The organism is Cytophagaceae bacterium, from assembly GCA_016722655.1.
Classification (GTDB): Bacteria; Bacteroidota; Bacteroidia; order Cytophagales; family Spirosomataceae; genus Leadbetterella.
In genome coordinates, this window is record JADKIR010000005.1 from 715763 (window position 1) to 731350 (window position 15588).

A 15588-nucleotide genomic window follows, 5' to 3' on the forward strand; every position below is an offset into this window, starting at 1 on the left:
TTACAAAATATATTGACTCAGGTCTTTATTTTTGATAAGGTTGGCAAGTCTTTCAGTCACCATTTCCCGACTAACGTTTACGACTGTTCCCGCAGGGATTAACTCCGGCACGTCAAATAGCACATCATTGAGCAATTGGCTCATAACCGTTTGAAGTCTTCTTGCACCAATATTTTCGACTTCTGAGTTGGCTTGAAAAGCGAGAGATGCCAATTCTCTGAGGGCTTCGTCTGTAAATTCCAGTTTGACCCCTTCTGCCTCAAGCATTGCTGTATATTGCTTTGTAAGTGCGTTTTTTGGGGTTTTTAATATCTGATAAAAATTGTCTTCTGTCAAAGCTTCCAGCTCGACTCTGATCGGAAATCTACCCTGAAGTTCAGGAATTAAATCTGATGGTTTTGAAACATGAAATGCTCCGGCAGCAATAAACAGAATGTGGTCTGTCTTAATACTTCCGTGTTTGGTGTTGACTGTAGAGCCTTCGACTATTGGGAGCAAATCTCGTTGAACCCCTTCCCTACTCACATCCGGGCCTGATTTTCCACCACTTGAGGCAATTTTGTCAATTTCATCAATAAAAATAATTCCCAGGTTTTCGGCTTTCCAGATGGCTTCTTCTTTTACCTCGTCCATGTCAATCAGTTTGGCGGATTCCTCCTCCATCATGATTTTACGGGCTTCGGCCACCGTGACTTTCCGTTTTTTATTTCCTTTTGGCAAAAAACCTCCGATCATTTCCTGAATATTCATCATTGAAACATCGTCGATGGGCCCACCCATCACCCCTATGGGAGCAATACCATGACCGGCTACATCAATTTCTATCTTACGGTTATCGAGTTCGCCTTTTTTGATTTTTTCTCTGAAAGCCTCCCTGGTTTGAATATTTAATTCATAATCAGACTTTTCTGATTCAATATGCTGTTCTTCAACCACTTTTTTGAGGCCTGCCGGTTTTTTTACAGGGGGAATAAGAATTGAAAGGATTTTTTCCTCAACGGCTTCCGTTGCCTTGATTTTAACCTCTTCTTTCTTTTTGGTTTTGACAATATTTATGGATTGCTCGGCCAGGTCTCTGACCATACTTTCCACATCACGGCCGACATAGCCCACTTCTGTAAATTTCGAAGCTTCAACTTTAGTAAACGGGGCATCGGCCAATTTTGCGAGTCTGCGTGCGATTTCGGTTTTACCAACACCGGTTGAGCCTATCATCAGAATATTATTGGGAATAATCTCGGCTCTCATATCTTCTGAGGCGTTCATTCGTCGCCACCTGTTTCTAAGAGCGATGGCTACGTTTTTTTTAGCGTCTTTTTGACCAATAATATATTTATCAAGCTCGGCCACAATTTGACCCGGAGTCAGATTTTGTATTTCTATATTCATTTAAAAAAAATTGTATGCAAAAAAAATGAATTATTGAGGCTTTACAATGAAAAACAAGGAAATGATTAAAAAAAACATTTTCAGAATAAAAAACCCCGGATATGACTTGGGAATTTTTATTGATGTGAAACTACAATTTTTTGGCTGATGGTTCTCACTCCATCAATTATCAAACTGTAGAAATATAGTCCATCAACCCATTTATAGGTTTCTACTTTTACTTCACTTTTTGTTTTTCGAGGGGAATATTTTTTATCAGGCGACCATTTACGTTGGTAAAATTCAGTTCAGCCCGATTTGTACTTGCTGGTACACGATATTCAACGGTAAGTATGTCACTTACTGGATTTGGGTATGCTTTGGCAGTAGTGATGTCACCCACATCGCCAAATGGTACCATCAATGGATTATCACAATCGCACACATCTTCACCACCGAATTTCCCGGGTTTTTCTAATTGTAATTCTTTGAGATAGGCTCTTGTAGTGGGTCCCAGTGCTTTTGTGTTTTTATCTCTGTAAGCTACATAATAAGTGCCGACTTTTTTGGCTCTATATTTTTTACCTACGTGTAATTCTTTTTGAGCCAACTCGTCTTCAAACCACACTATTTCAGTATCAACTTCTTTACTTATTACAACAAAGGCTGGAGCTGATTTATTCTCATTTTTATATTGAACAGTTTCGTCAAGTAAAGGCAACCCCAAAGGACGAGAAGTACAGTTAGGAGCATTTACTATTCTGATATTTCGGCATTTTCCTGACAAATCACTGGAAACCAGGGTAACATTTGGCATAAATGCAGGAATGTTTTCAATTTTAAATTTACTATTTCCAAGTGAAGTCACAAAACCCGAACTCGAAGTAAGTGGCAGTGCGTTGATTCGGGAAAGATAATTGGTCAATACGGGAAAATTGAGGTTTGACATTGCAAAAAACACCTTCTCAATAATACTGTATTTATCATTTTCAAGATGTGCCAAAATATTATAACTGTCAATGGAGGCGTTACAATAAACCGAGTCAATGACAATTGGCGGGCCTGAACAGGTTTCGACGATAATCGGACAACAACTGGAAATATTACAATCGCCAACTTTCTTTGAAAACGAAAACTCCCCACCCATTTTTACCGTAAGTGAACTATCCGGATTTATAACTGCAAGATTTGAATTTGTTTTGTCGTTGATTTCAGAAAAGTTTCCTGAAGCGTCTTTATAATACCACTTTACGCCTTTATATTGCTTCAGAACAATATTATAAACTTCATTATTGGAAATGCCAATCGGAACTGTGGTACAGCTTGTGCCAGCTCTTTTTTCACCCTCATTACCAATAGTTAAAGCTTCGTCATAACTATAATCAATTACTCCCTCCTGCGAGATGTATGAAGACAGATAATTGAGTCCCTGCGATTTTACTTTGGCTCTTATAACGAGTTTCAAAGATTTTCCACCGGCTAATACTCCAATTTTCCAGATATTCCCAACAGTGGTAAACTGCCCTTGTTCTGCAAAATAATGTACGGTTTCGAGATTTACACTTTGAATCAATCGCACCTCAAGAGGTAATGATTCTTTTGTTCCTTTGTTTTGGATAATAGTAGTAAAAGTTACTATTTCGTCGAGTTTGGGTGTTGAATTATCAACTCCTTGCACCAATTGTACCCTTACATAATCGCGGTTTGTCGCAAAATTAACATGACGGAAAATTATTGTTTGATCGGTAAAACAGGTCTCTTTTCCATTATAAAATCTTACCCGGTAAAACTTTGACCCGGTAGGATTCGAAATATTTTTAATTTCAAATTGAGTTTGACCTTTTTCAAGTGGCAATGCCTGCCCAAAATCAAAAGGAGTATTATTTCCTTCTATAATTTCATAATGTGTGGCTTCATAAATATTATATACCCTCAGATAGCCATCTGAAGCGGTTGGAGAAGTTACATCAGTACTTTGAGTTGAAAAAGATGGATATTTGCAAAAAGTATTCAGAGAATCGGTATGAGCTTTTACTGAAAAATTAGAAAATAGAATCAGGAAAAGTCCAATAAGAAATATGTGACTTTGAGGATTTTTTATGCGGTAATTCAAATTGAAATTTACCATCTTTTTTGGGTATTGTTGGTTTCCTTTTTTTATCAAAAATAGTAAATACCTGAATTGAATCAGGTACTTACTATTTTAGTTTTCAGGAATACTCTTTTAAAATTATCCTAGATTATTTTGTTTTTGTAACTGTAGCAGGCTCACAATATCCACCAGGACAAGTACAGTCTTTGGCAATTAAAGGTTCTGTTACGTCAATTATACAACCAAATTCATTGGTAACCCTTACTGTATAGTTATCCGATGGTCCCGATGGGTTTGGTAAATTAGATACCAAAATACCATGTGAAGGAATTGGGTTAACCAAATGATTTCCAGCTAAATCTGCTGGACCTGTACTGGCAGTTGGATTATAGGTATTTCCTAAGTTCCAGGCTGCTGTATCGTTGTCACGGAATCTGTTCAACACGAGCATACCGTTGTTTTGAGTCAAAGTTCCCAAACAAATTGCACTTACAGGAATCACAGTAGCCACCGGCAATGGATTAACAGTTACGAGGAATGGCTCACGCGGAGATTCGCATCGCAGGGTATCGTTGATAGGTGACAAATACATTTTGGTCTGAGTTACATATCCCCATGTCGCTCCTGCTACCGCAGTAGATGGTGTAGGAGGTGTAGCCGGACGAGCCAATGAGTCAGTTAACCAATACCATGTAAGGTAATCATTCGGAGCCTGTAGAATGGTATGATCAAAAGGTGTTGCTGTTTGATTCAAACAATATACGGGATCGGCAGCATTAGGCTGAACAGGAGTATCATGAATAATTACATCGAAATCAATAGTATCTGACTGACAATTATGTGTACTATCATATTGTGAAACCCAGTAGGTAAACGTTCCAACAACACCAGTGGGAGGAGCAGGATAAGTTACAGTTGAGTCACCAGGAAGGTCAGTTTTATCCAAACCATACCAAATCAAAGCATAGTTACCAGGAGAGTGTACAGCAGTAAGCGGTGCTGATGGATAATCTTGACACCATGCAACATCCTGTACCGTTGGCATATCTGGTTGATCCCAAATGTCTATTCGAACGGTATCGAGATGGGACTGACAATTATTGGCATCGACCTGTGCTACAAACCAGAGATCCTGGCCAACGATTGCTGTGTTGGCAAATGGTCCTACATTATGACCGATTAATGAAGTAGTATCAGGCAGGTCAACCGAAGTCGGAAGAACCGGGCCATGCCACCATCTTAGGCTATCTCCATTATGATCAATAACCGGTGAGCTTAAAAGAGCAGACAATCTTTTGGCAGCAATGAACTGACAATAAGCTGTATCTATAGCATTTGGTCTGTCTGGAAGCGGATTAATAGTTACAAAAACTGTATCTGTACTAGCACATTCCAAAGTATTAGCGGTATATGCTGCTCTAACAACATAGTTACCTTCCATAGCCTCTGTTGCCAATAATCTTCTGTCAACTGAGTCGGCAGATGTCCAACCGTCAGGCCCTAACCAGCTCCATGTCAATGGTAAAATTGGATTGATTGGATTGCTCGGTTCGGAGTTATATGCCTGAAGAAATATGGTATCTTCAGCACAAACTGGTGAGTTGGAAGAAGCAACCGGAATTGGAAGTTCGTTAATAGTAAATGTTACCTCAGTAGTATCTCTGCAAGAAATATGACCGTTTTGTTCAGAAACTAATCTGTAGTGGTATATACCAGGAGCAGTTGGTAAGGTATTTAATCTAAGTGTATCTTCCCCTGTCAATGAGTCAAGAGTAGGATTACTTGGGCCATTATTGTTCCACCACTGATATCTAAAACTTCCCTGATCAGAAAGGAATGGAGGAAGTTCATCCTGAATACCATAAGTATCGTTGGTAGTAGAAGTATAACCTGCCTGAGTATTTGCTGACTCAATAACTGGTGCAGGAGCTCCAAAACAAATCACCTGATTAGTAGGAGTTGTCAAAATTGGAGGAAGACCAGGAATTACTTTAATTGGACAACAACCTTCAAAACCGCAAGATAATGCTGAAGAATCCTTGTAATATTTGTAATCACCCATCTGCTTAATAACTAAACCCGATCCTGTCACATCAGCAAAAGTATTGGTTCCAGTGATTGTTGACCAAGTTGCTCCATTATCTGTACTTCTTTGCCAAACTACATCAGTGTAAATACCACTTGCCAAAGTAAAAGTATATTCATCACCTGGACACCAATCCCGGTGAGTAGTGATACATATTTGTCCTTCATCATCTTCAATGTTTGCATCTTGTATAGTTGGTTTAGGACCGGAATCCAAATCTAACTGGTCAAGCGTTAAAGTTTCCGCTGTAATTTCTTTAATACCTCTTGTGGTAACAATGTAACGCATTGTCAAACTCACTGTACCTCCAGGACCAGGAGCAATTGATCCAATATTCCATATCTTAGTTGCATCAGAATAAGTTCCAATACTTGGAACATTCGAGAAATAAGTCAATCCTGCAGCATAAGCAACCTCAAAAGTAACGCCAGTTGCAGTCAATGACCCTCTGTTAATAACCGCAACTGTGACTGTGACTGTATCTCCCATTGGCACATCGCCAGATGGGGAGCGTGTAATTGTTGTCTCAATATCAACAAATTGAGGCGTGTAGTTGTAGTTTACATAGGGCAGATAAAAGGTAGAGTCAGTAAAACAAGAGCCATCAAAGTTGTAAACTCTTAAGGTGTATTGCCTTCCGGGAGCAGTTGCAGGAGTTTGTAAAGTAGAATCTACAATTCCACCTACCAGCGAGGCATAGGTTGGTGAAGCTCCAAATGCCGGGCCCGAGTAGGAGTTTCCTACACTTAAACCGATTCTGCTTGCACTGTTTTGGATACCACTGACCTTGATTTTGGCATTGGCAGTGACAGAGTCGGATGCATCAAATGTCGTAATCGTCATTGCCAGAGCAGGATTACATACCTGGGCGTACGTTGACAAATGTGCAAACAACATCAAAAACGCCAGTGTGAGTGAGGCCACCCAAACTGAAGTTTTTTCTCCAAAAACAGACGCAAGTCTGATTTTCAAATAATTGTTTTCCATGATAAATTAGTATAAATTAAAATTGTTTTTTCTATTTTGTTTTTTCCACATTTGCCGGAGGACAGTACGGAATCTCACATTCTAAACACACATTTGTTACGTTTACTGTTTGATCAATCGGACAACCTTCTGCACTAATAATTCTTATTGTATATGACTGCGGACTTAGTTTGGTTGGCCCTGCGATTGTTGCTGAAACTATCCCGTTAACAGGGATGACAGCTGGCGTATTGGCAGTTCCTGAATTGTATGTTGCCCCTTGATTAAATGAATACATTTCATTTTCTCTAAATCTTGTCAATATTAGCATTCCGTTATCCAGAACTTGTTTTCCAACACATGTCGGATTAATTGCTAATACTTGTGTGACAGGATAAGTATTTATTCTAGCTTCAACAGTACTTCTAAAGGTGCTAGAACAATTTTTAGGCGAAATACACGATGCGAAATAATTTCTCGATTCACTTAATATTGGAGTAGCAAAATTCGTACCAGTTGCTATACCACTTCCTGAAAATTGCTGATCAAACCATGTAATTGTTCCAGTACAATTTGACCCTCCCAGGTTTACGCTTCCCGGACCGCAAATCTGACTTCCTGATAATGAAGGAGGTAGAGGTAAAGGAAGGATTGAAACTGTAGCTGAATCATTATTAATACAACCGTTAGAATCTGTAACCATCAAATAATATGTACCATTATGAGTTGTACTATCTGCATTACTAATTAATGGATTTTGTAGATTTGAATTAAATCCTGACGGGCCTGTCCAACTGTAAATATTTCCCCCTGATGAAGCCAATTGGATATCAGAATCTGTGCAAAACTCTCCTGCGGTAATTGATATTGTTGGGTTTGCATAAATGGTAACCAATGCCGGATCCGAATTTGTGGTTCCGCAACCAGCTCCGGAGGCGGTGGCAACTAGTCTGTATCCTCTTAAACCGGGAGTTCCGGTATTTACAATTAAACTATCTGTATTTTCTCCCGGAATATTGTTATAAACAACTCCGACCAGCTGCTGCCATTGAAAAGTAATTGTACCTGTGCCATTAGATGGGTTTCCTTTTAAAACTAAAGGTGAATTTTGGCAAATAGACATATTTGCTACATTTACACTGATTGTTAAATTTGGAACAATGATTACTCTGCTTGTTGAGGAAGTATCCATTCCACAACCTACCCCGCTTGCAGTAGCTATAATTCTGTAAAACAAAGTATCAGAGGTCGCAGTATTTACCAGAACTGTATTACTATTCGCACCAGAAATATTTACAAAATTTATGCTATCCGCCGAGACCTGCCATTGATATGAAATAGTGCCGGTTGCATTATGAGGAGTGGCAGTAATCGTTGTACTTGCCCCTTCACAAACTGTTATATTTGGAATATCTACTGAAACCGATAAATTCGGAACAACGGTTACTGTGGAAACAGAAGATGTTGAAGTTCCACAACCGATACCACTTGCAGTAGCAATAACCTTAAAATAATTAACTCCAACAGTTGAAGTAGGTACCAAAAGACTGTCACCAATGGCTCCCGGAATATTTATAAATGAAATATTATCAGAAGAAATCTGCCACTGATATGTGATAATTCCTGTTCCATTGGTTGTATTAGCATCAATTTGTAAAATTCCCCCCTGACATAAAGTAAAGCTAGGAATTGAAACATTAACACTTAAATTCGGAACAACAATCACAACAGAACTATCCGAATCCATGTAATTACAACCGATTCCAGATGCTCTAACACCTACTTTATAATAGACAGTATCTACAGCTGAACCGTTAATAACCAGACTATTTGAATTTGCTGATGGAATTATACTCCAGGTGGTTCCATCCTGAGAATTAGACCATTGATAATCAATTGGTCCATTTTGATTTGTAATATTTGCATTTAAAGTAATAGAACCAGTTTGACATATTGTAATATCATCAAGATCAATGTTTGCTCCCAATTGAGGTAAAACAGTGATTGTAAATGTTTCAGTATTTCCGGGGCAATTGTTTATTAAAGGTGTTACTGTAATAGTCGCTGTGATTGGAGATACTCCATTATTAATAGCAGTAAATAAAGTAATATTTCCAGTTCCACTAGCCGAAAGACCAATAGATGGATTACTATTTGTCCAGGTATAACTAGTTGCCAACGTTCCTGTGAATGATTTGCCTGTGTAAAGTCCATTACTACAAACTGTATCATTCGAAACAGGATTCATTGTTATTACCGGATTCACAATTATTGTGAAAGTTTGATTATTTCCAGGACAAGAATTAATATAAGGTGTAACTGTAATTGTTGCTGTGGCAACACTCAATCCAGAATTTAATGCTGTAAATGACGGCAAATCACCAGTTCCATTGGCAGCTAAACCAATTGAGGTATTACTATTGGTCCAGGAATAAGATGTTCCCAGGGTACTTGAAAAAATAATTGCAGGTAAAACTTCTGTATGGCAGAGGGTATCATTTGCAATCGGATTCATGGTGATTACAGGATTAATCGTCACAACAACCGTGAACGTAACAATATTACATGCTGCTGCATTCGTTGCCGTTACCGTATAAGTCGCTGTGCCGTTGGCTGCTCCTGAGTTTGTCAATGCTCCTGTTGAGAAAGTTGCTACTCCGGTTGCCTGTGCTGCCCCACCACTGATTCCTGCACTCATCGTTGGCAGTGTCCAGGTGTAGGTTGTTCCTGCGATATTGGCTGTTGGTGCAACTGCTGCTACACTTGCTCCTGAACAGATGGTTGCCGGGTTGGCTAAACTTGCTGTTAAGGTCGGTTGTATTGTTACTACTACTGTAAAAGTTACTGTATTACATGCTGCTGCATTCGTCGCTGTTACCGTATAAGTCGCTGTGCCGTTGGCTGCTCCTGAGTTTGTCAAGGCTCCTGTTGAGAATTGAGCTACCCCTGTTGCTTGTGCTGCTCCACCACTGATTCCTGCACTCATCGTTGGCAGCGTCCAGGTGTAGGTGGTTCCTGCGATATTGGCTGTTGGTGCAACTGCTGCTACGCTTGCTCCTGAACAAATCGTTGCCGGGTTGGCTAAACTTGCTGTTAAGGTTGGTTGTATGGTTACTACTACTGTAAAGGTTACTGTATTACATGCTGCTGCATTCGTTGCCGTAACCGTATAAGTCGCTGTGCCGTTGGCTGCTCCTGAGTTCGTTAATGCTCCTGTTGAGAAAGTTGCTACTCCGGTTGCCTGTGCTGCCCCACCACTGATTCCTGCACTCATCGTTGGCAGTGTCCAGGTGTAGGTTGTTCCTGCGATATTGGCTGTTGGTGCAACTGCTGCTACACTTGCTCCTGAACAAATCGTTGCCAGGTTGGCTAAACTTGCTGTTAAGGTTGGTTGTATGGTTACTACTACTGTAAAGGTTACTGTATTACATGCTGCTGCATTCGTTGCCGTAACCGTATAAGTCGCTGTGCCGTTGGCTGCTCCTGAGTTTGTCAAGGCTCCTGTGGAGAAAGTTGCTACCCCTGTTGCCTGTGCTGCTCCACCACTGATTCCTGCACTCATCGTTGGCAGCGTCCAGGTGTAGGTTGTTCCTGCGATATTGGCTGTTGGTGCAACTGCTGCTACACTTGCTCCTGAACAGATGGTTGCCGGGTTGGCTAAACTTGCTGTTAAGGTCGGTTGTATTGTTACTACTACTGTAAAGGTTACTGTATTACATGCTGCTGCATTCGTCGCCGTTACCGTATAAGTCGCTGTGCCGTTGGCTGCTCCTGAGTTCGTTAATGCTCCTGTTGAGAAAGTTGCTACACCGGTTGCCTGTGCTGCCCCACCACTGATTCCTGCACTCATCGTTGGCAGCGTCCAGGTGTAGGTTGTTCCTGCGATATTGGCTGTTGGTGCAACTGCTGCTACACTTGCTCCTGAACAGATCGTTGCCGGGTTGGCTAAACTTGCTGTTAAGGTTGGCTGTATTGTTACTACGACTGTAAAGGTTACTGTATTACATGCTGCTGCATTCGTTGCCGTTACCGTATAAGTCGCTGTGCCGTTGGCTGCTCCTGAGTTCGTTAATGCTCCTGTTGAGAAAGTTGCTACACCGGTTGCCTGTGCTGCCCCACCACTGATTCCTGCACTCATCGTTGGCAGCGTCCAGGTGTAGGTTGTTCCTGCGATATTGGCTGTTGGTGCAACTGCTGCTACACTTGCTCCTGAACAGATCGTTGCCGGGTTGGCTAAACTTGCTGTTAAGGTTGGCTGTATTGTTACTACGACTGTAAAGGTTACTGTATTACATGCTGCTGCATTCGTTGCCGTTACCGTATAAGTCGCTGTGCCGTTGGCTGCTCCTGAGTTTGTCAATGCTCCTGTTGAGAAAGTTGCTACTCCGGTTGCCTGTGCTGCCCCACCACTGATTCCTGCACTCATCGTTGGCAGTGTCCAGGTGTAGGTTGTTCCTGCGATATTGGCTGTTGGTGCAACTGCTGCTACACTTGCTCCTGAACAGATGGTTGCCGGGTTGGCTAAACTTGCTGTTAAGGTCGGTTGTATTGTTACTACTACTGTAAAAGTTACTGTATTACATGCTGCTGCATTCGTCGCTGTTACCGTATAAGTCGCTGTGCCGTTGGCTGCTCCTGAGTTTGTCAAGGCTCCTGTTGAGAATTGAGCTACCCCTGTTGCTTGTGCTGCTCCACCACTGATTCCTGCACTCATCGTTGGCAGCGTCCAGGTGTAGGTGGTTCCTGCGATATTGGCTGTTGGTGCAACTGCTGCTACGCTTGCTCCTGAACAAATCGTTGCCAGGTTGGCTAAACTTGCTGTTAAGGTTGGTTGTATGGTTACTACTACTGTAAAGGTTACTGTATTACATGCTGCTGCATTCGTTGCCGTAACCGTATAAGTCGCTGTGCCGTTGGCTGCTCCTGAGTTCGTTAATGCTCCTGTTGAGAAAGTTGCTACTCCGGTTGCCTGTGCTGCCCCACCACTGATTCCTGCACTCATCGTTGGCAGTGTCCAGGTGTAGGTTGTTCCTGCGATATTGGCTGTTGGTGCAACTGCTGCTACACTTGCTCCTGAACAAATCGTTGCCGGGTTGGCTAAACTTGCTGTTAAGGTTGGTTGTATGGTTACTACTACTGTAAAGGTTACTGTATTACATGCTGCTGCATTCGTTGCCGTAACCGTATAAGTCGCTGTGCCGTTGGCTGCTCCTGAGTTTGTCAAGGCTCCTGTGGAGAAAGTTGCTACCCCTGTTGCCTGTGCTGCTCCACCACTGATTCCTGCACTCATCGTTGGCAGCGTCCAGGTGTAGGTTGTTCCTGCGATATTGGCTGTTGGTGCAACTGCTGCTACACTTGCTCCTGAACAGATGGTTGCCGGGTTGGCTAAACTTGCTGTTAAGGTTGGCTGTATTGTTACTACTACTGTAAAGGTTACTGTATTACATGCTGCTGCATTCGTCGCCGTTACCGTATAAGTCGCTGTGCCGTTGGCTGCTCCTGAGTTCGTTAATGCTCCTGTTGAGAAAGTTGCTACACCGGTTGCCTGTGCTGCCCCACCACTGATTCCTGCACTCATCGTTGGCAGCGTCCAGGTGTAGGTTGTTCCTGCGATATTGGCTGTTGGTGCAACTGCTGCTACACTTGCTCCTGAACAGATCGTTGCCGGGTTGGCTAAACTTGCTGTTAAGGTTGGCTGTATTGTTACTACGACTGTAAAGGTTACTGTATTACATGCTGCTGCATTCGTTGCCGTTACCGTATAAGTCGCTGTGCCGTTGGCTGCTCCTGAGTTCGTTAATGCTCCTGTTGAGAAAGTTGCTACACCGGTTGCCTGTGCTGCCCCACCACTGATTCCTGCACTCATCGTTGGCAGCGTCCAGGTGTAGGTTGTTCCTGCGATATTGGCTGTTGGTGCAACTGCTGCTACACTTGCTCCTGAACAGATCGTTGCCAGGTTGGCTAAACTTGCTGTTAAGGTTGGCTGTATTGTTACTACGACTGTAAAGGTTACTGTATTACATGCTGCTGCATTCGTCGCCGTTACCGTATAAGTAGCTGTGCCGTTGGCTGCTCCTGAGTTTGTCAAGGCTCCTGTTGAGAAAGTTGCTACACCGGTTGCCTGTGCTGCTCCACCACTGATTCCTGCACTCATCGTTGGCAGCGTCCAGGTGTAGGTTGTACCTGCGATATTGGCTGTTGGTGCAACTGCTGCTACACTTGCTCCTGAACAATGGTTGCCGTTGCAAACTGGGGGGGGGTGAGGGGGGGGGGGGGGTTTGCGGGTTGGCTAAACTTGCTGTTAAGGTTGGTTGATGGTTACTACACTGTAGGACTGTTGCTGCTGCTTCGTTGCGTTACGAGGCGTGCGTGGCGCTCCTGAGTTCGTTAATGCCCTGTGGTGTGCTACCCTCCTGTGCTCCCCTGATTCCTGCCGTTGTGCGTCCAGGTGTGGTTGTTCCTGCGATATTGGCTGTTGGTGCAACTGCTGCTACACTTGCTCCTGAACAGATCGTTGCCGGGTTGGCTAAACTTGCTGTTAAGGTTGGCTGTATTGTTACTACGACTGTAAAGGTTACTGTATTACATGCTGCTGCATTCGTTGCCGTTACCGTATAAGTCGCTGTGCCGTTGGCTGCTCCTGAGTTCGTTAATGCTCCTGTTGAGAAAGTTGCTACACCGGTTGCCTGTGCTGCCCCACCACTGATTCCTGCACTCATCGTTGGCAGCGTCCAGGTGTAGGTTGTTCCTGCGATATTGGCTGTTGGTGCAACTGCTGCTACACTTGCTCCTGAACAGATCGTTGCCGGGTTGGCTAAACTTGCTGTTAAGGTTGGCTGTATTGTTACTACGACTGTAAAGGTTCTGTATTACTGCTGCATTCGTCGCCGTTACCGTATAAGTAGCTTGCCGTTGGCTGCTCCTGAGTTTGTCAAGGCTCCTGTTGGAAAGTTGCTACACCGGTTGCCTGTGCTGCTCCACCACTGATTCCTGCACTCATCGTTGGCGCGTCCAGGTGTAGGTTGTTCCTGCGATATTGGCTGTTGGTGCAACTGCTGCTACACTTGCTCCTGAACAAATCGTTGCCGGGTTGGCTAAACTTGCTGTTAAGGTTGGTTGTATTGTTACTACTACTGTAAAGGTTACTGTATTACATGCTGCTGCATTCGTTGCCGTTACCGTATAAGTCGCTGTGCCGTTGGCTGCTCCTGAGTTCGTTAATGCTCCTGTTGAGAAAGTTGCTACACCGGTTGCCTGTGCTGCCCCACCACTGATTCCTGCACTCATAGTTGGCAGCGTCCAGGTATAGGTTGTTCCTGCGATATTGGCTGTTGGTGCAACTGCTGCTACACTTGCTCCTGAACAAATCGTTGCCGGGTTGGCTAAACTTGCTGTTAAGGTTGGTTGTATGGTTACTACTACTGTAAAGGTTACTGTATTACATGCTGCTGCATTCGTCGCCGTTACCGTATAAGTAGCTGTGCCGTTGGCTGCTCCTGAGTTTGTCAATGCTCCTGTCGAGAATTGTGCTACACCGGTTGCCTGTGCTGCCCCACCACTGATTCCTGCACTCATCGTTGGCAGCGTCCAGGTGTAGGTTGTACCTGCGATATTGGCTGTTGGTGCAACTGCTGCTACACTTGCTCCTGAACAGATCGTTGCCGGGTTGGCTAAACTTGCTGTTAAGGTCGGCTGTATTGTTACTGTTACCGTAAAGGTTACTGTATTACATGCAGCTGCATTTGTTGCTGTTACTGTGTAAGTCGCTGTTCCGTTGGCTGCTCCAGCGTTTGTCAAGGCTCCAGTTGAGAATTGTGCTACTCCAGTTGCTTGTGCTGCCCCACCACTGATTCCTGCACTCATCGTTGGCAGCGTCCAGGTGTAGGTTGTACCTGCGATATTGGCTGTTGGTGCAACTGCTGCTACACTTGCTCCTGAACAGATCGTTGCCAGGTTGGCTAAACTTGCTGTTAAGGTTGGTTGTATGGTTACTACTACTGTAAAGGTTACTGTATTACATGCTGCTGCATTCGTTGCCGTTACCGTATAAGTCGCTGTGCCGTTGGCTGCTCCTGAGTTCGTTAATGCTCCTGTTGAGAATTGTGCTACTCCTGTGGCCTGTGCTACGCCACCACTGATTCCTGCACTCATTGTTGGTGCTGTCCAGGTGTAGGTTGTTCCTGCGATATTGGCTGTTGGTGCAACTGCTGCTACACTTGCTCCTGAACAGATCGTTGCCGGGTTGGCTAAACTTGCTGTTAAGGTTGGCTGTATTGTTACTACGACTGTAAAGGTTACTGTATTACATGCTGCTGCATTCGTTGCCGTTACCGTATAAGTCGCTGTGCCGTTGGCTGCTCCTGAGTTCGTTAATGCTCCTGTTGAGAAAGTTGCTACACCGGTTGCCTGTGCTGCCCCACCACTGATTCCTGCACTCATCGTTGGCAGCGTCCAGGGTGTAGGTTGTTCCTGCGATATTGGCTGTTGGTGCAACTGCTGCTACACTTGCTCCTGAACAGATCGTTGCCGGGTTGGCTAAACTTGCTGTTAAGGTTGGCTGTATTGTTACTACGACTGTAAAGGTTACTGTATTACATGCTGCTGCATTCGTCGCCGTTACCGTATAAGTAGCTGTGCCGTTGGCTGCTCCTGAGTTTGTCAAGGCTCCTGTTGAGAAAGTTGCTACACCGGTTGCCTGTGCTGCTCCACCACTGATTCCTGCACTCATCGTTGGCAGCGTCCAGGTGTAGGTTGTTCCTGCGATATTGGCTGTTGGTGCAACTGCTGCTACACTTGCTCCTGAACAAATCGTTGCCGGGTTGGCTAAACTTGCTGTTAAGGTTGGTTGTATTGTTACTACTACTGTAAAGGTTACTGTATTACATGCTGCTGCATTCGTTGCCGTTACCGTATAAGTCGCTGTGCCGTTGGCTGCTCCTGAGTTCGTTAATGCTCCTGTTGAGAAAGTTGCTACACCGGTTGCCTGTGCTGCCCCACCACTGATTCCTGCACTCATAGTTGGCAGCGTCCAGGTATAGGTTGTTCCTGCGATATTGGCTGTTGGTGCAACTGCTGC

The 15588-nt window shown here is 43.6% G+C and carries 6 protein-coding genes; all 6 read right to left on the reverse strand.

Translation table 11 applies throughout. The annotated features are described in order from the left end of the window. Nucleotides 1-1389, reverse strand: a complete 1389-nt coding sequence (hslU, locus tag IPP61_19000; GenBank protein MBL0327216.1) for an ATP-dependent protease ATPase subunit HslU — start codon at nucleotides 1387-1389, stop codon at nucleotides 1-3. Between the two features lie 217 nt (nucleotides 1390-1606). Beyond that, nucleotides 1607-3496: a DUF11 domain-containing protein gene (locus tag IPP61_19005; GenBank protein ID MBL0327217.1), complete on the reverse strand. Its 1890-nt coding sequence runs from the start codon at nucleotides 3494-3496 to the stop codon at nucleotides 1607-1609. Nucleotides 3497-3608: 112 nt separating this feature from the next. Then, nucleotides 3609-6533 (reverse strand): DUF11 domain-containing protein, encoded by a 2925-nt coding sequence (locus IPP61_19010; protein ID MBL0327218.1) that lies wholly within the window; start codon nucleotides 6531-6533, stop codon nucleotides 3609-3611. Nucleotides 6534-6564: 31 nt separating this feature from the next. Beyond that, nucleotides 6565-12666 (reverse strand): hypothetical protein, encoded by a 6102-nt coding sequence (locus tag IPP61_19015; protein ID MBL0327219.1) that lies wholly within the window; start codon nucleotides 12664-12666, stop codon nucleotides 6565-6567. 202 nt (nucleotides 12667-12868) lie between these two features. Beyond that, nucleotides 12869-13231, reverse strand: a complete 363-nt coding sequence (locus tag IPP61_19020) for a hypothetical protein (GenBank protein MBL0327220.1) — start codon at nucleotides 13229-13231, stop codon at nucleotides 12869-12871. 277 nt (nucleotides 13232-13508) lie between these two features. Then, nucleotides 13509-14951 (reverse strand): hypothetical protein, encoded by a 1443-nt coding sequence (locus IPP61_19025; protein ID MBL0327221.1) that lies wholly within the window; start codon nucleotides 14949-14951, stop codon nucleotides 13509-13511. Between the last annotated feature and the right edge of the window lie 637 nt (nucleotides 14952-15588).

Bases quoted from the DNA above. Each gene is read 5' to 3' on its own strand.
- IPP61_19020 (MBL0327220.1), bottom strand. From the start codon at position 13,231: ATGAGTGCAGGAATCAGTGGTGGGGCAGCACAGGCAACCGGTGTAGCA.
- IPP61_19025 (MBL0327221.1), bottom strand. From the start codon at position 14,951: ATGAGTGCAGGAATCAGTGGTGGGGCAGCACAGGCAACCGGTGTAGCA.
- IPP61_19005 (MBL0327217.1), bottom strand. From the start codon at position 3,496: ATGGTAAATTTCAATTTGAATTACCGCATAAAAAATCCTCAAAGTCAC.
- IPP61_19010 (MBL0327218.1), bottom strand. From the start codon at position 6,533: ATGGAAAACAATTATTTGAAAATCAGACTTGCGTCTGTTTTTGGAGAA.
- hslU (MBL0327216.1), bottom strand. From the start codon at position 1,389: ATGAATATAGAAATACAAAATCTGACTCCGGGTCAAATTGTGGCCGAG.
- IPP61_19015 (MBL0327219.1), bottom strand. From the start codon at position 12,666: ATGAGTGCAGGAATCAGTGGTGGAGCAGCACAGGCAACCGGTGTAGCA.